General features: G+C 65.3%; 22 protein-coding genes and 1 tRNA gene. 13 read left to right on the forward strand and 10 right to left on the reverse strand.

The annotated features are described in order from the left end of the window. Nucleotides 1-40 precede the first annotated feature (40 nt). The 5 genes from fliF to V6N07_RS10610 are packed head-to-tail and all read left to right on the forward strand — an operon-like array spanning nucleotide 41 to nucleotide 3,967. Complete coding sequence (gene fliF, locus V6N07_RS10590) at nucleotides 41-1,696, forward strand: flagellar basal-body MS-ring/collar protein FliF (RefSeq protein ID WP_371156240.1); 1,656 nt, start codon at nucleotides 41-43, stop codon at nucleotides 1,694-1,696. After that, nucleotides 1,693-2,277, forward strand: coding sequence for a hypothetical protein (locus V6N07_RS10595; RefSeq protein ID WP_371156242.1), 585 nt, complete (start codon nucleotides 1,693-1,695; stop codon nucleotides 2,275-2,277). Before fliF ends, V6N07_RS10595 begins: the two co-directional genes overlap by 4 nt. Further along, nucleotides 2,270-2,542: a FliM/FliN family flagellar motor switch protein gene (locus V6N07_RS10600; protein ID WP_371156243.1), complete on the forward strand. Its 273-nt coding sequence runs from the start codon at nucleotides 2,270-2,272 to the stop codon at nucleotides 2,540-2,542. Before V6N07_RS10595 ends, V6N07_RS10600 begins: the two co-directional genes overlap by 8 nt. Nucleotides 2,543-2,598: 56 nt before the next feature. Continuing rightward, the gene (fliP, locus tag V6N07_RS10605; RefSeq protein WP_371156806.1) at nucleotides 2,599-3,267 is read left to right on the forward strand and encodes a flagellar type III secretion system pore protein FliP; all 669 of its coding nucleotides are present in this window, start codon (nucleotides 2,599-2,601) and stop codon (nucleotides 3,265-3,267) included. 13 nt (nucleotides 3,268-3,280) lie between these two features. Continuing rightward, nucleotides 3,281-3,967: a hypothetical protein gene (locus tag V6N07_RS10610; protein ID WP_371156244.1), complete on the forward strand. Its 687-nt coding sequence runs from the start codon at nucleotides 3,281-3,283 to the stop codon at nucleotides 3,965-3,967. Nucleotides 3,968-4,053: 86 nt separating this feature from the next. Here the strand turns inward: V6N07_RS10610 and ettA are convergent, their stop codons facing one another. Beyond that, on the reverse strand, nucleotides 4,054-5,709 hold the full coding sequence (gene ettA / locus V6N07_RS10615) for an energy-dependent translational throttle protein EttA (RefSeq protein ID WP_371156246.1): 1,656 nt from the start codon (nucleotides 5,707-5,709) through the stop codon (nucleotides 4,054-4,056). A 126-nt stretch (nucleotides 5,710-5,835) separates the two neighbouring features. Here ettA and V6N07_RS10620 point away from each other — a divergent pair, with 126 nt between their 5' ends. Continuing rightward, entirely contained in the window at nucleotides 5,836-6,435 is a 600-nt protein-coding gene (locus V6N07_RS10620; protein WP_371156247.1) for a nicotinate-nucleotide adenylyltransferase, read from the forward strand. Here the strand turns inward: V6N07_RS10620 and V6N07_RS10625 are convergent. Then, nucleotides 6,432-7,274: a DMT family transporter gene (locus V6N07_RS10625; RefSeq protein WP_371156248.1), complete on the reverse strand. Its 843-nt coding sequence runs from the start codon at nucleotides 7,272-7,274 to the stop codon at nucleotides 6,432-6,434. The genes V6N07_RS10620 and V6N07_RS10625 overlap by 4 nt on opposite strands. 100 nt (nucleotides 7,275-7,374) lie before the next feature. Between V6N07_RS10625 and dacB the strand changes: the two genes are divergently transcribed. Together dacB and V6N07_RS10635 are read left to right on the forward strand one after the other, a co-directional pair. Further along, a complete protein-coding gene (gene dacB / locus V6N07_RS10630) occupies nucleotides 7,375-8,832 on the forward strand; it encodes a D-alanyl-D-alanine carboxypeptidase/D-alanyl-D-alanine-endopeptidase (RefSeq protein ID WP_371156249.1) in 1,458 nt (485 codons plus the stop codon). Further along, on the forward strand, nucleotides 8,829-9,329 hold the full coding sequence (locus tag V6N07_RS10635; protein WP_371156251.1) for a tRNA (cytidine(34)-2'-O)-methyltransferase: 501 nt from the start codon (nucleotides 8,829-8,831) through the stop codon (nucleotides 9,327-9,329). The genes dacB and V6N07_RS10635 overlap by 4 nt, the downstream gene beginning before the upstream one ends. A 100-nt stretch (nucleotides 9,330-9,429) precedes the next feature. Here the strand turns inward: V6N07_RS10635 and V6N07_RS10640 are convergent, their stop codons facing one another. After that, nucleotides 9,430-10,116, reverse strand: a complete 687-nt coding sequence (locus tag V6N07_RS10640; RefSeq protein WP_371156253.1) for a hypothetical protein — start codon at nucleotides 10,114-10,116, stop codon at nucleotides 9,430-9,432. A gap of 101 nt (nucleotides 10,117-10,217) precedes the next feature. Between V6N07_RS10640 and V6N07_RS10645 the strand changes: the two genes are divergently transcribed. After that, complete coding sequence (locus tag V6N07_RS10645; protein ID WP_371156255.1) at nucleotides 10,218-10,493, forward strand: GlsB/YeaQ/YmgE family stress response membrane protein; 276 nt, start codon at nucleotides 10,218-10,220, stop codon at nucleotides 10,491-10,493. 63 nt (nucleotides 10,494-10,556) lie between these two features. Here the strand turns inward: V6N07_RS10645 and uvrB are convergent, their stop codons facing one another. Next, the gene (uvrB, locus tag V6N07_RS10650) at nucleotides 10,557-12,716 is read right to left on the reverse strand and encodes an excinuclease ABC subunit UvrB (RefSeq protein WP_371156807.1); all 2,160 of its coding nucleotides are present in this window, start codon (nucleotides 12,714-12,716) and stop codon (nucleotides 10,557-10,559) included. Between the two features lie 249 nt (nucleotides 12,717-12,965). Between uvrB and V6N07_RS10655 the strand changes: the two genes are divergently transcribed. Continuing rightward, entirely contained in the window at nucleotides 12,966-13,277 is a 312-nt protein-coding gene (locus V6N07_RS10655; protein ID WP_371156257.1) for an ETC complex I subunit, read from the forward strand. 63 nt (nucleotides 13,278-13,340) lie between these two features. Continuing rightward, nucleotides 13,341-13,418 (forward strand) — tRNA-Arg (locus V6N07_RS10660). A 29-nt stretch (nucleotides 13,419-13,447) separates the two neighbouring features. Here the strand turns inward: V6N07_RS10660 and V6N07_RS10665 are convergent. Together V6N07_RS10665 and V6N07_RS10670 are read right to left on the reverse strand one after the other, a co-directional pair. Continuing rightward, entirely contained in the window at nucleotides 13,448-14,347 is a 900-nt protein-coding gene (locus V6N07_RS10665; RefSeq protein ID WP_371156258.1) for an SMP-30/gluconolactonase/LRE family protein, read from the reverse strand. Nucleotides 14,348-14,363: 16 nt separating this feature from the next. Continuing rightward, complete coding sequence (locus V6N07_RS10670) at nucleotides 14,364-15,407, reverse strand: L-idonate 5-dehydrogenase (RefSeq protein ID WP_371156259.1); 1,044 nt, start codon at nucleotides 15,405-15,407, stop codon at nucleotides 14,364-14,366. 99 nt (nucleotides 15,408-15,506) lie between these two features. Here V6N07_RS10670 and V6N07_RS10675 point away from each other — a divergent pair, with 99 nt between their 5' ends. Both V6N07_RS10675 and V6N07_RS10680 read left to right on the forward strand, forming a co-directional pair. Further along, nucleotides 15,507-16,274, forward strand: coding sequence for an SDR family oxidoreductase (locus V6N07_RS10675; RefSeq protein WP_371156261.1), 768 nt, complete (start codon nucleotides 15,507-15,509; stop codon nucleotides 16,272-16,274). After that, complete coding sequence (locus V6N07_RS10680; RefSeq protein ID WP_371156262.1) at nucleotides 16,271-16,768, forward strand: gluconokinase; 498 nt, start codon at nucleotides 16,271-16,273, stop codon at nucleotides 16,766-16,768. The genes V6N07_RS10675 and V6N07_RS10680 overlap by 4 nt, the downstream gene beginning before the upstream one ends. A 9-nt stretch (nucleotides 16,769-16,777) precedes the next feature. Here V6N07_RS10680 and V6N07_RS10685 read toward each other — a convergent pair whose 3' ends face one another. The 4 genes from V6N07_RS10685 to V6N07_RS10700 are packed head-to-tail and all read right to left on the reverse strand — an operon-like array spanning nucleotide 16,778 to nucleotide 19,633. Beyond that, on the reverse strand, nucleotides 16,778-17,551 hold the full coding sequence (locus V6N07_RS10685) for a creatininase family protein (protein WP_371156264.1): 774 nt from the start codon (nucleotides 17,549-17,551) through the stop codon (nucleotides 16,778-16,780). Continuing rightward, nucleotides 17,548-18,462 carry an isopenicillin N synthase family dioxygenase gene (locus V6N07_RS10690; protein WP_371156266.1) on the reverse strand — a complete coding sequence of 305 codons (915 nt, stop codon included), beginning with the start codon at nucleotides 18,460-18,462 and terminating at the stop codon, nucleotides 17,548-17,550. The genes V6N07_RS10685 and V6N07_RS10690 overlap by 4 nt, the downstream gene beginning before the upstream one ends. Beyond that, on the reverse strand, nucleotides 18,459-19,052 hold the full coding sequence (locus V6N07_RS10695; protein WP_371156268.1) for an NAD(P)H-dependent oxidoreductase: 594 nt from the start codon (nucleotides 19,050-19,052) through the stop codon (nucleotides 18,459-18,461). Before V6N07_RS10695 ends, V6N07_RS10690 begins: the two co-directional genes overlap by 4 nt. Next, a complete protein-coding gene (locus tag V6N07_RS10700; protein ID WP_371156270.1) occupies nucleotides 19,052-19,633 on the reverse strand; it encodes an NAD(P)H-dependent oxidoreductase in 582 nt (193 codons plus the stop codon). The genes V6N07_RS10695 and V6N07_RS10700 overlap by 1 nt, the downstream gene beginning before the upstream one ends. Between the last annotated feature and the right edge of the window lie 35 nt (nucleotides 19,634-19,668).

Raw genomic sequence — 19,668 nt, forward strand, 5'->3', positions numbered from 1 at the left:
CCGACGCCCAGAACGGGCCGACCTTCCCGGAGGATGAGTTTTGGAAACTTTCGCAGCCTATTGGCAGGCTCAGGACAAGCGCAGGCTGGCGGTCCTGGCGACCGCGACATTGGTGGCATTTCTTGCCGTTCTGTTTCTGACCCGGATTGCCACCGCCCCCAGAATGGAGCTGCTGTACTCCCGCCTCGACCCGGCGGCCGCCGGTGAGGTCATCTCGAGCCTGGAGGCGCGCGGCATCGACCACGAGGTGCGCGGCGATGCCATCTACGTAAGCGAGGCCGAGCGTGACGGCCTGCGTCTGCAACTGGCCGGAGAGGGACTGCCGCGCACTGATGGATCGGGTTACGAGCTTCTCGACGGGCTCAGCGGGTTTGGTACCACGTCGCAGATGTTCGACGCCGCCTATTGGCGTGCCCGGGAAGGGGAGTTGACGCGTACGATCCTTGCTGGAAACGGGGTCAGGATGGCGCGGGTCCATATCGCCACGGCGGATGCCTCGCCGTTCAGTCGGGAACGTGAGGCCAGCGCCTCCGTCACAATTCAGATGGTTTCGGGCGCGGTCGGGGCGTCGCTGGCGCAATCCGTTCAATCCCTTGTCGCGGGTGCCGTTCCCAACCTTCTGCCCGAAGCGGTGACGGTCATCGATTCGAGCAGCGGCCGCGTCGTCAGCGGCGACATGATGGGGACGGAACGGGAAGCGCGCGACAACCGCGTCGCAGAGATGCGGATGTCCGTCGAGAACCTCCTGTCGGCCCGGGTCGGCGAGGGGCGATATGTCGTGGAACTGGCGGTCGAGACGCGCGCCGATCGCGAAGTGATCACTGAACGGGTTCTGGACCCGGACAGCCGCGTCGTCATCTCGACCGATACCGAGGAACGTTCGAGCAGCGAGCGGGGCGCTGCGGGGGCCGGTGTGACCGTCGCCAGCAATCTGCCCGACGGAGATGCCGGTGGTGGCGACAGCGAGGCAAGCAACGCCGAAACCCGGGAACGCGTGAACTACGATTTTTCCGCGACCGAACGTCAGATCGAGCGTGGTCCCGGCAGCATTGAACGGGTGACGGTGGCCGTCATGGTCGACGGGCTGCGCGTGCCGGGCGAGGACGGGGCACCGGAATGGACCCCGCGTGGCGAGGAGGAGCTTGCGACCCTGCGCGACCTCGTGCAGTCGGCTGTCGGGTTCCGCGAAGATCGCGGTGATGTCGTGACGGTCAGATCGATGGAATTCGACCTGCCGCCGGATCCGGGAGCGGCCCCGAATCTGTCTCTGCCCTGGCTGTCCGGCGGGCAGATCACGCAGATGGTGACAGCAGGCCTTCTGGCACTTGTCGCCATCGCCGCGCTCGCCTTCTTCGTGCGGCCGACCTTGCGTGGCCTGCTGCTTCCTCAGGCTCTGCCTGTACCGGACCCCGTATCCGACAACCTGATGGGGGGTGCCGCGCAGGAGGCCCCTAAACCCATGGAGCTGCCCAGCCCGATGGCCGCGCCCGAAGACCCCGCGGCCGAAGACGCCCTCCCCGACCTGTCGGACCTGTCGAACCTTGGATCCCTGTCTGCCTATGACGATGACACCCCCGATGCCGCAGAGACGGAGGACCCGGTAGATCGTCTGAGGCAGCTCATCTCCGAACGGCGCGAAGAGACGATCGAAGTGCTGCGCGGCTGGATGGATGAGACGCCGGAGGACGCAAGATGACGCGATTGTCGCTTGAGGATTTCGGCAGGCCGAAGGTCCTGCCACCGGCTGTGCCCCCGGAACTGTCGGTGGGCAACGACGACTTCGACACGGCCTACAACGCCGGTTGGGACGACGCCATGGCCCAGGTCGATGAGGAGCAGGGCCGCATCGGAGAGAAGCTCGCCGATCGTCTCATGGTGCTGGAGCGGGATCAGCAGAGCGCCGTCGTTTCTGCCATCGCCGCGCTGGAGCCTATGCTGCACGAGGTGTTCGACAAGCTGCTGCCGCGTGCGGCCGAACGCGCCTTCATCGGGGTCCTTCTCGAAGAACTTCAGACCTTGCTTTCCGATGGGGCGGGCAAGCTGATGCTTCAGGTCGCACCGGAGGAAACCGCACCGCTGGCCAGGTTGGTCGAACGGGCCGGCCTGACCCCGGATCAGGTGACCATCCGGGCCGAACCGGCGCTTGCCATATCCCAGGCGCTCGTGCGGTGGGACGATCAGGAGCGGCGCATCGATCTGGAGGCTGTTCTCGCCGTCATGGACGAGGCCCTCGAAACCTTTCTTGCATCTGTAAAAGTGGAACCCGTCGATGACTGATCGCACCTCCGATACGAACAATGCCCTTGCCCGCGTACCGGTCGAGATCACGATCTCGGTCGGTCGGGCCCATCCGACGGTGGCGGAGCTGTTGTCGTTGCGCCGCGACGCCGTCCTGACGCTGGATCGCGGTGTCGATGACCCGGTGGAGCTCTATGCCGGGGATCGATTGATCGCGCGCGGGCAGTTGCAGGAGGTGGAGGGCGGGGAAGGCCGTCTTGCCGTGCGTCTGACCGAAGTATCGGAACCGGATGCCGTTGCGTGATACGTTCCGTTCCCCGATCTGCGATACTGGCCGTTTGCCTGCCCCTGCTCGCCCTGATGGCCAATCAGGCGGGGGCTCAGGATCTGTCGGTGACGTTTGGCGACGAAGGGTCCCTGACACTTCGGTCGATGCAGCTTATCGCCCTGCTGACCGTGCTGAGCCTGGCGCCGGGCATCGCGATCACGGTCACCTGTTTTCCGTTCATCGTGACCGTGCTGTCGATCCTGCGACAGGCAATCGGCTTGCAGGCTTCGCCGCCGAACATGCTGATCATCAGCCTTGCGATGTTTCTGACGTACTTCGTCATGGAGCCTGTCTTTACCGAAGCCTACGCCATGGGACTTGCCCCGCTTGCCGAGGGGACCATGCCCATGGAGGAGGCGTTCCTTGCCACCTTGGAGCCGTTTCGCGCCTTCATGTCGGCCCGCGTCGATGTCGAGACACTGGAACATCTGCGCGCCCTGCGCCCCGAAGCCGAAGCGGATGCCCTCTCGGTTCTCGTCCCGTCGTTCCTGTTGTCCGAAATCAGTCGCGCGTTTCAGATCGGGTTTCTCGTGTTCATGCCATTCCTGATCATCGACATGGTTGCCGCGGCGGTTCTGATGTCGATGGGCATGATGATGGTCCCGCCTGCCATCGTATCACTTCCATTCAAGCTGGCCTTCTTCGTCGTCGTCGATGGCTGGACCCTCGTGGCGGGCGCGCTTGTCCGCAGCTACGCCTGATGAAAGATCTCCCATGCTGAGTTTTCGCAAGTCTCCCCGTGCTGTTGCGCAACCACAGCCGTCACAGTCGACCACGGCCCCCACCGCGCCGGACGAACGAATTCAGGCGCTTCTGGCGATGCTGGGTGATGACGCTGCGGCCCTCGGACTGAACCGGGGGGCGGGTGGTGCCGGCAAGCTGTCCGATGACCGTTTGCGGACCCTCGCCCGTGATCTGATCGCGCAGGTCGAGGAGCGGGGCGCAAAGCCTGCTGTCCGGGAGGACGGCCCGAGCGCCGCAGCCAAGCCTGCGGCAATACATGACGAGTCTACCGCCGACACGTCGGCCACGCCTGCGCCCGCGCAGGAAGATCGGTCGCCGGTGGCGCGTCGGTCCGTCTTCAGTTCCCGCGCGCCCTTGGGCCGGATGCGGCTTGAGGCCCCTTCCGGCCCGGTGCCGCCGGTTGCCATGACGCTGCCACAGGGTCAGCAGGCGGAGCGGCGCAAGGCCCCCATCCATTCCCCGGCGGAAGTGCGGCGTCTGATCGAGGAGGGGTTGGATGGCGGCCGGCCCGCGCAGGAACATCCGAGCGTCATCGCCCTGACCCTGCTCGACCGTGCCCCGTTGGAACAGGCAGCCGCCCTGCGCCTGTTGCCGCGCGGTCAGGTGCGGTCGGTTCACCGTGCCCTGCGCGTTCTGGAGGCGATGGCTGCGGAGTGATCCCGAAGGGCCTGAGCCCCTGACGTCAGCCCGACCGGAAGGGTGCTGCGCGGGTCGGATCCGGGATCCGCGCAGCACGTCCGTTCCTAACGTGTGAACTTCTTGTATTTCACGCGCTTCGGCTCAAGCGCATCTGCGCCAAGACGGCGGGCCTTGTCTGCTTCGTAGGCCTCGAAGTTGCCCTCGAACCATTCCACGTGGCTGTCGCCTTCGAACGCAAGGATGTGTGTGCACAGACGGTCGAGGAAGAAACGGTCGTGGCTGATGACGACGGCGCAACCGGCAAAATCGGCAATGGCATCCTCGAGCGCGCGCAGGGTTTCGACGTCGAGGTCGTTGGTCGGCTCGTCGAGCAGAAGAACGTTGCCGCCGTCTTTCAAAAGGCGGGCCATGTGGACACGGTTACGCTCACCGCCCGACAGGATGCCGACCTTCTTCTGCTGGTCAGCGCCCTTGAAGTTGAAAGCCCCGCAATAGGCGCGGCTGGCCACTTCTGCATCGCCCAGCTTGATCAACTCGGCCCCGCCCGAAATCGCCTGCCAGACGTTGTCGTCGGGGTTCAGGTCATCGCGTGTCTGGTCGACGTAGGACAGCTTGACCGTATCACCGTATTCCACCGTGCCGGAATCGGGCTGTTCCTGCCCGGTCAGCATGCGGAACAGGGTGGATTTGCCCGCGCCGTTCGGCCCGATCACGCCGACGATCCCGCCCGGCGGCAGGGAGAACGACAGGTTGTCGACCAGCAGGCGGTCGCCGTAGGCCTTGGACAGGCCCTCGACCTCGATCACCTTGGCGCCCAGACGGGGGCCGTTTGGGATGATGATCTGCGCCTTGCCGACCAGTTCCTTCTCCGACCGGTCCGCCATTTCGTGATAGGCCGCGATCCGGGCCTTGGACTTGGTCTGACGGGCCTTGGCCCCGGACCGCATCCATTCCAGTTCCCGCTCCAGCGTCTTCTTGCGCGACTTGTCTTCCTTGGCTTCCTGCTCCAGCCGCTTGGCCTTCTGCTCGATCCACGAGGAATAATTGCCTTCCCACGGGATGCCGCGCCCACGCTCCAGCTCCAGAATCCAGGACGTGATATCATCGAGGAAATAGCGATCGTGGGTGACGATCAGGATCGTGCCCTTGTAGTCGATCAGGTGCTTTTGCAGCCAGGCGATGGTTTCCGCATCGAGGTGGTTGGTCGGCTCGTCGAGCAGCAGCATGTCCGGCGCTTCGAGCAGCAACTTGCACAGCGCGACGCGGCGACGCTCACCCCCCGAAAGGTTCGCGGGGGAGGCGTCATCGGGGGGGCAGCGCAGCGCCTCGAGGGCGATGTCGACCTGGCTGTCCAGATCCCACAGGTTCTGGGCGTCGATCTCGTCCTGAAGCTTGGCCATCTCCTCGGCGGTCTCGTCCGAGTAGTTCATGGCAAGTTCATTGTAGCGGTCGAGGATCGCCTTCTTCTCGGCCACGCCTTCCATGACGTTCTCGCGCACGGTCTTGCTGTCGTCGAGTTCGGGTTCCTGGCTGAGATAGCCGATCTTGGCGCCTTCTGCGGCCCAGGCCTCTCCCTGGAAATCCTTGTCGATGCCGGCCATGATCCGCATGAGCGAGGATTTACCCGTGCCGTTGACGCCGACGACGCCGATCTTGACGCCCGGCAGGAAGGACAGGCGGATGTTCTCGAACACCTTCTTGCCGCCGGGATACTGTTTGGACACGCCGTCCATGTGATAGACGTACTGATAGCTGGCCATCGCTCGGACTCCGCTCGTGGTTTGGGGATTTGGCGCTTCGTGTATCGCGGCAGGCGCGCCGGGGCAATCGGCAGCGGTCAGATCGGGGCTTGCGCGTCCGGGGCAGGGCGCGGAAGGGTGCGCGCCATGCGTACCGGCTTTCCCCTTGCCGTTCCCGGCCAGACCATCGGCCTTCTGGGCGGTTCCTTCGATCCTGCCCATGCGGGTCACGTTCATATCACGCGCGAGGCGCTGCGCCGTTTCGGGCTGGATCGGGTGTGGTGGCTGGTCAGCCCCGGCAATCCGCTGAAGGCACGCGGGCCGGCCCCGATCGGACGGCGACTGGACCGGGCGCGCGAGGTCATGCGGCACCCGCGCGTCACCGTCACCGACATCGAGGCGCGCCTCGGCACCCGCTACACCGCCCAGACGATCGCGCGGTTGCAACGCCACTATCCGGGGGTGCGGTTCGTCTGGCTGATGGGGGCCGACAACCTTGCGCAGTTGCACCGCTGGGAAGATTGGCAAAGCATCATGGGTGCCGTCCCGGTCGGTGTTCTGGCCCGTCCCGGCGACCGCATTGCCGCCCGCACGTCCCGTGCCGCGAAAACCTACCGTCAGCACAGGGTGCCGGCCGCCGCGGCGCATCGCCTGGGATGGATCGAGGCCCCGGCATGGGCCTTCGTCAACGTGCCGATGCACACGGCCTCCAGCACGGCGATCCGCGCGGGCGGCGGCTGGTCCTAGCGTTTCAGAAGGACGGTTCCCACGCCTGCCGTGATCAGGATGGCGAGGCCACACAAGGCGACGGCATCCGGAAAGGTGCCGAAGATCGTCCAGCCGAGGACCGTGGCCGACAACAGCTGAAAGTAGACGAATGGGGCCAGTACGGTTGCATCGCTGCGCCGATAGGCCAGCACCAGCAGCAGGTTCCCCGTCGCCGATGACAGGCCCGAAAAGATGACGAGGCCCCAGACCGTCGCATCGAACACCGGAACCTGCAGGGCGCCGAGGGGCGCAAGGATCAGCGTGCCCAGCGCCGTCTGCGTCAGCATCAGCTGGCGAGGCGGTGCCAGAGCCGACAGCCAGCGGGATGCGGTGAGGTAGGCGCCATAGAACAACCCGCCCATGAAGGCCCAGATCAGGCCCGGGTCCATGTCCGCCCCCGGTTGCACCACCAGAAGGACGCCGCAGAACCCGATCAGCAGAAGCACGGTCTGCAACCATGTGACTCGTTCCCCCAGCAGCAGGATCGACAGGGCGTAACTGAAGATCGGGCCCACGAAAAAGGCGCCGAACACCGTCGCGATGTCGGCGGTGCGCAGGGCCGTCAGCATGCAGGCGATGCCGCCCGATACCATTGCGGCACGCAGCCAGACGCGCCAGTCGCGATACAGCGGCCAGTGCACCCGGCCACCGACCACGACAAGGATCATGACGGCCCCGACGGCAAAGCGGCTGAAGGCGACGAAGAAGGGGGTCACGCCGTGCTGCGTCGTCAGAAGCTTGCCGGCCGTATCGCCCATCGGGATCAGGGACATGGCCACGAACATCAGGCCGACGGAGGTGAGAAGCGTGCGATCCATGCCTGCCGGTATCACCCCCGCGCGATCACGCCCAGAGCAGGGTTCACTTTCCGACGTCGGGGGGGCATCAAGTGCCTATTCCGACGGAGGTTTTACCACGATGCAACGGCGCACTTTCCTGACGGCCAGCCTTGCGGCGGCAACGGCCCTGCCGGCCTGTGCCAATGCTCCGGCCAATTCCTCCCGTCCGGCCTACAAACCTGCGGATGCGCTGGCGCGCTCGGCCCCTGCGGCCAATCGGCTGGTCGAGGAAGCGGGCCTTGGCGGGCGCGTCGGCTTCGTGGTCGCCGATGCGCGGACAGGCGAGGTGTTGGAGACATACAATCCCATCCGCCCCCTGCCGCCCGCGTCCTCGGCCAAGGCGCTGACGGCGCTCTACGCATTGGAAACGCTCGGTGCGGATCATCGGTTCGTCACGCGCCTGATCGCGACCGGGCCCGTGTCGGGCGGGCGGGTCAATGGTGATCTCGTGCTGGTCGGTGGTGGGGATCCTGCGCTCGACACCGACGGCCTGCATGACCTTGCCGTGGCCGCACGCGCGGCCGGCATCACCTCCGTGTCCGGGCGGTTCCTCGTTGCTGACGGGGCATTGCCGGTATTCGAACGGATCGACCGAAGCCAGCCGGAATACGTCGGCTACAATCCGGCTGTCGGCGGTCTGAACCTGAACTTCAACCGCGTCCACTTTCAATGGCAGCGCGCCGGATCGTCTTACGGGATCGACATGGATGCCCGCACGGACCGGTTTCGCCCCGCGGTCACGTCGTCCCGGATGCAGATCGCGGACCGGTCCCTGCCGGTCTATACCTACGCCCGCGATGGGGATGTGGATGCCTGGACGGTCGCGCGGGGCCAACTGGGGGGCAGCGGGTCGCGTTGGCTGCCAGTGCGCAACCCGGCGCTGTATGCGGGTGATGTGATGCGGACGATGTTGCGGTCGAACGGGATCGTCGTCGATGCCGCCCGTCACGTCGGCAGCGTGCCTTCGGGAACCGAGGTCGCGCGTGTGCAGAGTGCGCCGCTCGACCGGATCGCGCGCAACATGCTGCGGTTTTCGACCAACCTGACGGCCGAGGTTCTGGGCCTGTCGGCCAGTCAGGCCCGTGGGCAATCGGTGCGCACGCTCAACGCCTCGGCAGATGCGATGTCCGCGTGGCTGCAGGAACGGACGGGTGCGCGCAAACCGGATTTCGACGATCATTCCGGCCTGAACGGCACGACGCGCATCACCGCCGCCGATATGGTCACGGCCCTGACGGCGCGCGGCGCGGCCCCCCGGCTGCGCCCCGTGATGCGAGAGCTGACGATCGAGGGCGATGTTCGTATTCCGGTTCAGGCCAAGACCGGCACCCTGAATTTCGTGTCGGCCCTTGTCGGGTATTTTCAGGCCCGGGGCGGTCGGGAGCTGGCCTTCGCGACCTTCTGCGCCGATGTCGACCGTCGCAACCGCCTGACACTGGCCCAGCGGGAACGCCCGGAGGGCGGGATCGCATGGGGCCGTCGTGCGCGTAGCCTGCAGTTCGACCTGATCGAGCGTTGGGAACGCGTGCATACGTGAGCAGCACCTCACCGACGCTCGACGCGGGCACAGTTCAGCGCCCGGCCATCGTGTTGTTCCAGCCCGAGATACCGGGCAACACCGGCAGCATCGGGCGGACCTGCGTCGCGCTCGACATCGACCTGTGCCTGATCCGGCCCTACGGGTTCGAGTTGAGCGACCGGACGGTGCGCCGCGCTGGCCTGGACTACTGGAAACATGTCAGCCTTTTCGAGTTCGACAGCTGGGACGACTTCTTGGTGCGCCGGGCCCCGCGTGCCGATGCCCTGTTCCTGCTGGAGGATTTCGGAAGCCGCAGCGCCTATGACGTGACCTTTCCGGGTGACGTGCATCTGGTTTTCGGGCGGGAAACGACGGGTCTTCCGGCCCCGATTCTGGATGCCTATCCGGATCATCTGATCCGTCTGCCGATGCGATCCCCGCACATCCGGTCCCTGAACCTTGCCAACGCCGCGACAGCCGCCGCCTATCTTGCCCTGCGCTCCATGCTTTCGTGAACCGAAAGGCGGCTGCGCAACAGGTCCGCCTGCACGATGCGCGTGCATGCACCCACGGCCACCGGCCTGTACCGGAGGCCAATCGTAAAGGTTGCAAGGATCAGAAGATTCGCGCCCATCCGACCCGAAGGATCGTGTTGCCCCCATCCTTCAGGGACACCCCGAAGCGGGCTGCGCCGAGGTCGCCCAGCCCGATCTGGACCGTGGGCGCCACGGCATAGCTGATGTCGGTTTCCTGCTCCGCGAACAGGCCAAGCTCCAGCGTCAGGCGGTCCGTCGGTTTGACCCCGACAACATACTGGGCATTCAACCTGCGGATCTTGCCGCCACCGGCGGTGCCGCGCAGGTCGAAGGTGGTCCAGCCATCGCCGAGCGCCGTTGACAGGGGGCGCCCGACGGTCAGGCCGGCGGTGTATCTGACGGCGGTTTCGCCGGTGCCTTCGCGGTCCAGACCGATCCCGACCTCGACCGCCACCAACCATGGCGATACCCAGTCGGGCCGTTTCGCCCTCTGGTCATCACCGGAGAGGACTGGGATCCGTACGAAGGTGCGTATGCGCCCGTCCAGCGGGGGATCCACCATCCCCATCATTCCCGCGGCCACGTGCCCGCCCGTATCAAGGCCGAAGGTCAGGTTCCGCGGCCCCCCACGTTCCGCGTAGACGGATGTCCAGCCAGAGAGGCCTTCCTCATGTCCCACGAAGACATAGGTCTCATCCGAGGGGCGGACCCATGGCCCGGCAATGGCGGGATGTGTGAAAAGAAGCAGGGCCAGAAGGAATCGCATGGACCCATCAGGCAAGCCCAAGAGTTAACCGATAGTTAAGGATAACTTTGTTGGCCTGCAGGGCAGGGCAAAGTCAGGCACCTCAAATGCAGGAGAATATGATGGAAGGTTTTTTCGAAGGGCTCGGCGTTGTCGCGCTCGTGATACTGGCGGTCGTCGGTTTGGCGGTCGGCCTTCTTGCGGGTGCCGTGACGGGGCACAGCAAGGCGCTTTATGCGATCGTGGGGGCCGCCGCGGCGATGGCCACACCGTTCATCCTCGCGGCCCTCGGGGTCGGAATCCTTGCCGCCGGCGGGGTTCTTCTTGTCGCAGTGACCGGCCTTGTCGGCGCGGTCGTCGTCGTCATCGCGGTGCGGGCGCTCAGCAGTCGCGGCTGAGGCCCCGGAACCGGGCGATATGGTGTATCGCCCGGACACCCGCCGCGCGCCCCTGCGGCGGATCTAGCGTTTCTTGCGACGCGATACGTTGCCGCCCCGTTGCCCCGGTCGACCGGCGGTGGAGCGGCCTTCCGCCTTGCGGGCGTCTTCGACGGCCTGTTCCACCGCAGACTGCCGCGCAAGCGGATCGTCCGACACCGCAAGGTCCACCGCCTCCAGACGTTTGACCTCGTCGCGAAGGCGCGCGGCTTCCTCGAACTCCAGGTTCTCGGCGGCCTTGCGCATCTGATCGCGCAGGGCATCGAGGTGGGCCATCAGGTTCGCACCCGCCATCGGCTTGTCGATCTTGGCGGTGACGCGGTTCATGTCCACGTCGCCCTTGTAGAGCCCGGCAAGGATATCCTCGACGTTCTTCTTGACCGTCGCCGGGGTGATCCCGTGTTCCTCGTTGTAGGCGATCTGCTTCTGACGGCGCCGCTCCGTCTCGCCCATGGCGCGTTCCATCGACCCCGTGATGCGGTCGGCATACATGATGACGCGGCCATCGGCGTTCCGCGCCGCCCGGCCGATGGTCTGCACCAGCGATGTCTCCGAGCGCAGGAACCCTTCCTTGTCGGCATCCAGAATGGCGACCAGCCCGCATTCGGGAATATCGAGCCCCTCGCGCAGCAGGTTGATCCCGATCAGCACGTCGAAGGCCCCCAGACGCAGGTCGCGCAGGATCTCGATCCGCTCGATCGTGTCGATGTCCGAGTGCATGTAGCGGACCTTGATACCCTGCTCGTGCAGATATTCGGTCAGGTCCTCGGCCATCCGCTTGGTCAGGGTGGTGCACAGCGTGCGCATGCCCCGGGCGTTCACCTTGCGGATCTCGTCCAGCAAATCATCGACCTGCATCCCAACCGGGCGGATTTCGATCTCGGGGTCCAGAAGGCCGGTCGGGCGGATCACCTGTTCGGTAAACACACCGCCGGTCTGCTCCAGCTCCCACGCGGCGGGCGTGGCGCTGACGAAGACGGACTGGGGTCGCATGGCGTCCCATTCCTCGAATTTCAGCGGGCGGTTGTCCATGCAGGACGGCAGGCGGAACCCGTGTTCGGCCAGCGTCATCTTGCGACGGAAGTCGCCCTTGTACATGCCGCCGATCTGCGGGACCGACACGTGGCTTTCGTCCGCGAAGACGATGGCATTGTCGGGGATGTATTCGAACAGGGTGGGGGGCGGTTCGCCCGGCGCGCGCCCCGTCAGATAGCGGGAGTAGTTCTCGATCCCGTTGCAGACGCCCGTGGCCTCCAGCATCTCGATATCGAACTTGGTGCGCTGTTCCAGACGCTGAGCTTCCAGCAGCTTGCCGTCATCGACCAGCTGCTTGAGGCGCACCTCGAGCTCCGCCTTGATGTTCTTGATCGCGCTCTGCATCGTCGGGCGGGGCGTGACGTAGTGGCTGTTGGCATAGACGCGGATCTTGTCCATGTCGGCCACTTTGGCCCCGGTGAGGGGGTCGAACTGCACGATGCTCTCCAACTCCTCACCGAAGAAGGACAGGCGCCATGCCGCATCGTCCAGGTGGGCGGGCCAGATCTCCAGGCTGTCGCCGCGCACCCGGAACGACCCGCGCGCGAAGGCCGCATCGTTGCGGCGGTACTGCTGGGCGATGAGGTCGGCCATGACCTTGCGCTGATCGTATTCCTGCCCGACGAACAGGTCCTGGGTCATCGCGCCGTATGTTTCGACCGACCCGATGCCGTAGATGCAGGAGACGGAGGCGACGATGATCACGTCGTCGCGCTCCAGCAGGGCGCGGGTGGCCGAGTGGCGCATCCGGTCGATCTGTTCGTTGATCTGCGACTCCTTCTCGATGAAGGTGTCGGATCGCGGAACGTAGGCCTCGGGCTGATAATAGTCGTAGTAGCTGACGAAGTATTCGACGGCGTTGTCGGGGAAGAAGCCCTTGAACTCGCCATACAACTGCGCTGCCAGCGTCTTGTTGGGAGCAAGGATAATCGCGGGGCGCTGCGTCTCTTCGATGATCTTGGCCATGGTAAAGGTCTTGCCGGTGCCGGTCGCGCCCAGCAGGACCTGATCGCGTTCCCCGTCGCGCACACCTTGCGACAGTTCCATGATCGCGGTGGGCTGATCGCCAGCCGGTTCGAATTCGGTTGCCATGCGGAACCTGATGCCGCCTTCCATCTTGGGGCGGGCGGCGGGGGCACGCTGCATCATGGGCAGGTCGTCGACATTGCGTGGCGGCAGCGTCAGAACATCGCCCTTGGGCTGATTGGTATTGTTGTGGGCCATGGTGCACCTCGGATCGTCGGCAACCCTACATGTGACCCTTGCGCGCGCCGGATCAACCCGTCGATGTCAGCAGGGATCGCGCGGCCACGCACCGGGATGCGACACCAGACCCCTTGCGCGACGCGGTGCGAGACCGATAAAGACGCAACAGTTGTTCCGACGTCCGAGGCCCCCATGCGCGCGCGTATCTACAAGCCAGCCAAGACTGCCATGTCCTCGGGGACGGCAAAAACCCGTGATTGGGTTTTGGAGTTCATTCAGGACACCGCCCGCGAGATCGACCCCCTGACCGGGTGGACGGGATCGCGTGACACGCAGGCGCAGGTAAAGCTGCGCTTCGAGAGCCAGGCCGACGCGGAGGAATACGCCCGCGATCACGGTATCGACGTGGTCGTTCTGCGTGCCCAGTCGCGCAAGGCCAATGTCCGGCCCGGCGGCTACGGCGACAACTTTGCGACCAACCGGCGCGGCGCCTGGACCCACTGAAGGTCCCGCCACGGTACCTGCCATCTTGACGGGATCGCCCGCAGGCAGGCATGAGGGCGCGACGGGCCGTTAGCTCAGCTGGATTAGAGCAGGGAACTTCTAATTCTCAGGTCGGGGGTTCGAGTCCTCCACGGCTCGCCATTCGCACCCTTCAGCCGATCATCATGATATCAGGGCCATTGGGCCCCGTTGCGGACCAGCGTGACGCGATAAAGGCTGGTCGTGGCCGTGATGAACAGCTGATGTTTTGCGCGCCCGCCAAAGCAGACGTTCGACACCAGTTCCGGCACGAGGATCTTGCCCAGCAGGCGGCCATCCGGCGCGATGCAATGCACCCCATCGGCGGCTGAGGACCATAGGTTGCCATCGGTATCGACCCGAAAGCCGTCGGCCATGCCGTTGTCGATCGTATGAAAGTGTCGACCGTTTCGACACCTGCCGTCGTCCGAGATGTCGTACACCCGGATATGCGTCGGATCGTTCAGGAACATCCGCCCGGTGTCCGCGACGTAGAGCCGTGTCTCGTCCGGCGAGAATGCGAGGCCGTTGGGCGCATTCATGTCGTCGACCATGACATCCAGCGCGCCGGTATCCGGATCGGCACGGTAGACCACGAGGGGGTTTTCGGATGGCGCCCGGAATCCTTCGTAGTCGGTCATGATCCCGTAGTGCGGGTCGCTGAACCAGATCGTGCCGTCCGACTTCACCACGACGTCGTTGGGCGAGTTCAGGCGTCGCCCCCCGTATGCATCCGCAATGACGGTGATGGTCCCGTCATGTTCGGTCCGCGTGACACGGCGAAGCCCGTGTTCGCAGCTGATCAACCGCCCCTGCCGGTCGCGCGTGTGGCCGTTGGCATAATTCGATTGCTGTCGAAACACGCTGATGCCGTCGCGTTCGGACCAGCGCAGGATGCGGTGGCTGGGAATGTCGCTGAACAGCAGGCAATCATGATCGCCGAACCAGACCGGCCCCTCGACCCAGTCGAAACCCGTGGCCAGTTGCTTGACCGGCGCGTTGCCCAGAACGAAGCGGTCGAAGACAGGATCGTGACTTTCGAAGAAGGACATGGGCGCGGCTCCTGTGTCAGGCGGTAAAGTTGATCTGCGCCTTCATCGCACGACTGCGGTCCCCTGCCGCCTCGAAGGCGGTCAGGGCATCGGCCAGTGGATAGGTCTGGGTGATCAGGGGCTTCACGTCGATCAGCCCCTTCTGCATCAGGCTGACGCCTGTCCGGAACTCCGGATGGAAGCGGAACGACCCGACATGCGACAGTTCCTTGGCGGTCATCATCTGTGTCGGCAGGGTCATGTCACCGCCCATGCCCAGTTGCACGATCCGGCCGCCCGGCTTCATCGCGGGCACGGCGGCGGCAAGGGCCGGGGCCGCACCGGAACATTCGAACAGCACGTCGAAGGTGCCCTTGTCGGCGGTATAGGCCTCCAGATCGCCGCTGCGCATGTTGACCGTGGCATCGGCCCCGACCTGCCGGGCAAGGCCAAGGGTGAAATCGCTCAGGTCGGTCGCAACCACCAGATCGGCCCCGGCCCGCCGCGCCGCAAGGATCGAGAGCGTGCCAATGGGACCGCACCCGGTGACGAGCACGGACTTGCCGACCAGATCGCCCGCCTGCCGCATCCCGTGCAGGCAAACCGCAAGCGGTTCCGCCATCGCGGCCTCGCCCGCGGTCAGGCCCGTGGCGTCCGCGCATTGACTGGCATCCGCGACGAGGTGCTGACGGAAGGCGCCCTGAATATGCGGGAAAGGCATGGCGGAGCCGTAGAAGCGCATGTTGAGGCACTGGTTCGGCTGCCCGGACAGACAGAACTTGCAGGCCCGGCACGGTCGGGACGGCGAGACGGCGACCAACTGTCCCTCGGTCAGGCCCTCGACCCCGTCGCCGAGGGCCGTGATGCGACCGGAAACCTCGTGGCCCAGAACCAGTGGTTCCCTGACGCGAATGGCCGTCCCGATGCCGCCGTGCTGGTAGTAGTGCAGATCCGAGCCGCAGATTCCGCCCGCCTCCATCGCGATGGCGACCTGACCGGGGCCGGGGGTCTCGACCGGGCGATCCTCCAGTCTCAGGTCTCGGGCGGCGTGAATGACGATGGCGGTGTTTGCAGTGGTCATCTTCTTGCCTCGGGTTGGCGTCTTGCACAGGCTGGAAATGTTAGCGATAACTTTATGCAGGGGCCCCGGCGAAGTCGAGGCGATATTCAAGGAAACACGATGAGCCTTCAACTGTTCGACCTGACCGGCAAACGCGCCCTGATCACCGGATCGTCGCAAGGCATCGGCTTTGCGTTGGCACGCGGTCTTGCGGCAGCGGGGGCTTCGGTTGTCCTGAACGGGCGCGACGCGACCAAGCTGGACGCAGCCGCCGAGACCCTGCGCGCCGAGGGGGCGGCGGTCGAAACACTGGCCTTCGATGCCACGGACCACGACGCCGTGCGCAGCGCCGTCGATACCTTCGAGGCGGAAAAGGGCGCGATCGACATCCTGGTCAACAACGCCGGGATGCAGCACCGCACCCCGTTGGAAGATTTTCCCGCCGATGCCTTCGAACGCTTGTTGCAGACCAATGTCGCCAGCGTGTTTCACGTCGGGCAGGCGGTTGCCCGGCACATGATCGGACGCGGCGCCGGCAAGATCGTGAACATCTGTTCGGTCCAGACTGCATTGGCCCGCCCCGGCATCGCCCCCTACACCGCAACCAAGGGGGCCGTGGCGAACCTGACCAAGGGGATGGCAACCGATTGGGCCAAGCATGGCCTGCAATGCAACGGTCTGGCCCCGGGCTATTTCGACACCCCGCTGAACAAGGCGCTGGTCGAGGATCCGAAGTTCACGGAGTGGCTGTCGAACCGCACGCCGGCGGGCCGCTGGGGCAACGTCGAGGAATTGGTCGGCACCTGCATCTTCCTGTCCTCCGAGGCGTCCAGCTTCGTGAACGGAACGGTCGTCTACGTGGACGGCGGGATCACGGCCTCCCTATGAATCGTGGCTTCGTCGTCATGGGGGTGTCCGGCTGTGGCAAGAGCACCATCGCCGAGATGTTCGCCGAGCGCCTGGGCGTGGCGTGGCTGGATGGCGACAGCCTGCATTCCGACGAGAATATCGCCAAGATGGCCGCGGGCACCCCTCTGACGGATCGGGATCGGGGGCCTTGGCTGGACCGGGTCGGACGACGTCTGGCCAGTGGCGCGGCGCAGGTCGTCGCCTGTAGTGCGCTCAAACGGTCGTACCGGCAGCGGATCACCGGGGCGGCGGGCGTGCCGGTGACGTTCCTGTTCCTTGATGGCAGCTATGATGTGCTGGCCGCGCGGATGGGCGCGCGCACCGGGCATTTCATGCCGCCCGGCTTGCTGGACTCGCAACTCGCCACGTTGGAGCCGCCCGGCCCGGACGAAGATTCCCGGCGTGTGGATATCGACCAGACGCCGGAGGCGATCGTCGATGCCCTGTTGGCACAGGTTCAGCGCCGCGCCTGATCCCGCCCGTCAGGGTTGTGCGAACAGTGGCTGGGCCACGACGGCGCGTGCGAGGTCGATGAAACCAGCGGCCTGATGCGCCGCCAGTCGTGCGCCCTTGTCGGCCGTCGCCAGATGCGCTTCCCCGACCACGCCGTGCTCCGACAGGTCAGAGGCGATCCACCCATAGGATGTCGGCCCGATCGGCGGGATGGTCGCCGCCTCGGCGGTGCTGCGGAAATCCTGTGCTGCGGCCATGTCGACGGTATCGGGCCGGAAGGCCAGCATCAGCGAGGTTTCCCTGTCGCCGCCGTGGATGCCGAAATTCGCCTCCTGCGGGCTGAACATCGCTTCGGGTGCGCCAAAGCTCATCCATTGGCATTTCACCGCCAGCATGTCGGCCTGCACCCGCAGTTCGCGTGACAGGATCGACACGAGGTCGAGGTTTCCGCCGTGGCTGTTGACGATGATCAGCTTGCGAATGCCCGCCCGCGCCACCGACAGGCCGATCTCGGTCCAGGCGCGCAGGGCGGTTTCGGCGGTCAGGGTCAGGGTGCCGGCGGCCCACAGGTGTTCATTGGATTTTCCGACCGCCTGAATGGGCAGAACGCGCAGGTCCAGATCACCCGGACAGGCCGCGCGCACCGCGTCCAGCATCCCGCGCGCGATCAGCGTATCGGTCCCCGTGGGTAGATGCGGCCCGTGCTGTTCGATGGCCGCCGTCGGCAGGACGGCGACCGTCTTCATGGGATCCACGTCGTTGAAATCAGGCGCGCGCAGGTCGGCCCAGTCACGATAGCTCATGTCGGCTCCTTCGGGGCATAGGTCGCGTCCAGCCGCGATTGCAGATAGTCGGCGGCCCGGATCGGCGGGTATTTCGGCTCACCCGTCCCTGGCAGGGCGGCGACCATCGCGTCCGGGTTCGCCTCGACGAAGAAGGCGACGGACCGGCGCTGATGCTTGGGCGGCAATACCCGGTGCGGGGTCGAAACATAGATGTCGTTGGTCCAGCGCATCAGGCAGTCGCCGATGTTGACGACATATGCCCCCGGAACATGGGGCACATCCATCCAGTCGCCCCCCCTCGGGCGGACCTGCAAGCCCGGCTCCCCGTCCGTCATCAACAGCGTGATTGCGCCATAGTCGGTATGCGCCCCGGCGCCGATCTCGCCCTGCGCACCCGTGGCCGGGGGATAATGCAGCAGCCGAAGCGCCGACAGCGGGGCCTGAAACAGCGGGGCGAAGTGATCGGACGCCAGCCCCAGATCACGCGCAAGGTGCGACAGGATCGCGATCCCCTGCGCCTGTGCCGCATCGTAATAGGCCAGCATCGTATCGCGGAATCCGGGCAGGTCGGGCCATTGGTTCAGGCCGCGAAACGGCTCGCCCAGACGCGGATCGTCGGGGGCGATGTCGAAGCCGATGTTGAAGGTCTGCTTGGTGTCGACCTCGGGCTGGGTCTCATCGAGGCTTTCGTCACCGGGTTTGCCCCACCCCCGGAAATGCGGCGTGTTGAGGATGGAAATCGCCTGCTTGTCCGCCTCCGGCAGGTCGAACAGCGCCCCGGCCTGTCGCAGGACGCCGTCCCGAAGGTCAGAGGGAACCTGTGGGTTCGAAAGCAGGAAAAAGCCGGTGTCCCGCACTGCGTCACCAAGGTCGGCTGTGAACCCTTCGGGGTCGGAATGATGGCGGGTCCAGTCGAGAACGGGAATCATGCGCAGAGCCTATCCATTTTTGTCGCGACACGCTTCAGATGCGCCGCGCGGCTGTCCGGGGTTGAACTGTCCATCAGGTAATGTGCCGCGAAGACGGTGCGGCACCGCTTGGCGCAGATGGCCCGCACGCCGCGCGTCAACGTGCGCTTGCCGGGTGCTCCGATCATCGCGGTCAACAGGCGCGACGCCCCGCAGGTCGTGAAGACGCCCATGCGCGTGATATGCGTCAGGCCGGGGCGGATGGTCTCGCCCTCCTGCGGCATGATGAAGGCGACGCCCGGCACCATCACGCGGTCCAACCACCCCTTGAGCATGGCGGGTAGGCCATACCACCACGTCGGGTAGACGAAGATCAGGGTATCGGCCCACGTCAGGTCGGCCACATCCTGTGCGACGCGGACGCTGTTCTTCGTTTCGTCCAGATAATCCGTCAGTTCCTGTGACGTCAGGATCGGAGAGAAGCCCGACCGATACAGGTCACGGACGCGGTATTCCGCCTGCGCCGCCTCCAGCTTTGATGTCACCAGCGACAGGATCGATGCGTTGAAGCTGTCTTCCTTGGGGTGACAGAATACGATCAATGCGCGCATTACCAATTCCTCAGTTCCTGACCGACCCTGCCGACGAAGGCCCCCCGATCGGCATCGGTGGCCCGGTTCATGTCGTACAGGGCCAGATATTTCGTCGTTCGGGGACGACAGACATGCCAGACCGCGCGGGTCACGCATTTGCGCGGCGGGTCACCCACCAGCATCGCCCGCAACCGCGTGCCCCCATAGGTCGTCACGGCGGCCAGTCGCGTGATTTTGGTCAGGTTCGGTTTTACCTTCCCGTCTTCAAGGCGAAACGAGACACCGGGCAGGAAGACGCGGTCCAGAAATCCCTTCAGCATCGCCGGATAGCCGAAGTTCCAGACCGGAAACACCATCACAAGGGCATCCGCGGCCCGTACACGGGCGACATAATCGGCCACCGGCGCGATGTTGTCGGGCTCCTCGTGATAGCTGCGCCGCTCCGCCTCGCTCAGGACCGGGTCGAACCCTTCGGCATAAAGGTCGCAATCGTCGACATCCCACCCCCGGCTTTCCAACGTCTCGACAACCTTGTGGTGCAGGGCTGCGTTGAAGCTGTCGGGGACGGGATGGGCCGCAAGCACCAATGCACGTGTCACGTCTGTCTTCCTTACTCTGGCCAAAAATACCTTGG

The organism is Jannaschia sp. 2305UL9-9 (assembly GCF_041403465.1).
Lineage (GTDB): Bacteria > Pseudomonadota > Alphaproteobacteria > Rhodobacterales > Rhodobacteraceae > Jannaschia.

Bases quoted from the DNA above. Each gene is read 5' to 3' on its own strand.
- uvrB (WP_371156807.1), bottom strand. From the start codon at position 12,716: ATGATGCAGCGTGCCCCCGCCGCCCGCCCCAAGATGGAAGGCGGCATC.
- V6N07_RS10655 (WP_371156257.1), top strand. From the start codon at position 12,966: ATGCGCGCGCGTATCTACAAGCCAGCCAAGACTGCCATGTCCTCGGGG.
- V6N07_RS10610 (WP_371156244.1), top strand. From the start codon at position 3,281: ATGCTGAGTTTTCGCAAGTCTCCCCGTGCTGTTGCGCAACCACAGCCG.
- V6N07_RS10640 (WP_371156253.1), bottom strand. From the start codon at position 10,116: ATGCGATTCCTTCTGGCCCTGCTTCTTTTCACACATCCCGCCATTGCC.
- V6N07_RS10595 (WP_371156242.1), top strand. From the start codon at position 1,693: ATGACGCGATTGTCGCTTGAGGATTTCGGCAGGCCGAAGGTCCTGCCA.
- V6N07_RS10675 (WP_371156261.1), top strand. From the start codon at position 15,507: ATGAGCCTTCAACTGTTCGACCTGACCGGCAAACGCGCCCTGATCACC.
- V6N07_RS10690 (WP_371156266.1), bottom strand. From the start codon at position 18,462: ATGATTCCCGTTCTCGACTGGACCCGCCATCATTCCGACCCCGAAGGG.
- V6N07_RS10670 (WP_371156259.1), bottom strand. From the start codon at position 15,407: ATGACCACTGCAAACACCGCCATCGTCATTCACGCCGCCCGAGACCTG.
- V6N07_RS10665 (WP_371156258.1), bottom strand. From the start codon at position 14,347: ATGTCCTTCTTCGAAAGTCACGATCCTGTCTTCGACCGCTTCGTTCTG.
- V6N07_RS10600 (WP_371156243.1), top strand. From the start codon at position 2,270: ATGACTGATCGCACCTCCGATACGAACAATGCCCTTGCCCGCGTACCG.
- ettA (WP_371156246.1), bottom strand. From the start codon at position 5,709: ATGGCCAGCTATCAGTACGTCTATCACATGGACGGCGTGTCCAAACAG.
- dacB (WP_371156249.1), top strand. From the start codon at position 7,375: ATGCAACGGCGCACTTTCCTGACGGCCAGCCTTGCGGCGGCAACGGCC.
- V6N07_RS10685 (WP_371156264.1), bottom strand. From the start codon at position 17,551: ATGAGCTATCGTGACTGGGCCGACCTGCGCGCGCCTGATTTCAACGAC.
- fliP (WP_371156806.1), top strand. From the start codon at position 2,599: ATGGCCAATCAGGCGGGGGCTCAGGATCTGTCGGTGACGTTTGGCGAC.
- V6N07_RS10645 (WP_371156255.1), top strand. From the start codon at position 10,218: ATGGAAGGTTTTTTCGAAGGGCTCGGCGTTGTCGCGCTCGTGATACTG.
- V6N07_RS10620 (WP_371156247.1), top strand. From the start codon at position 5,836: ATGCGTACCGGCTTTCCCCTTGCCGTTCCCGGCCAGACCATCGGCCTT.
- V6N07_RS10680 (WP_371156262.1), top strand. From the start codon at position 16,271: ATGAATCGTGGCTTCGTCGTCATGGGGGTGTCCGGCTGTGGCAAGAGC.
- V6N07_RS10625 (WP_371156248.1), bottom strand. From the start codon at position 7,274: ATGGATCGCACGCTTCTCACCTCCGTCGGCCTGATGTTCGTGGCCATG.
- V6N07_RS10695 (WP_371156268.1), bottom strand. From the start codon at position 19,052: ATGCGCGCATTGATCGTATTCTGTCACCCCAAGGAAGACAGCTTCAAC.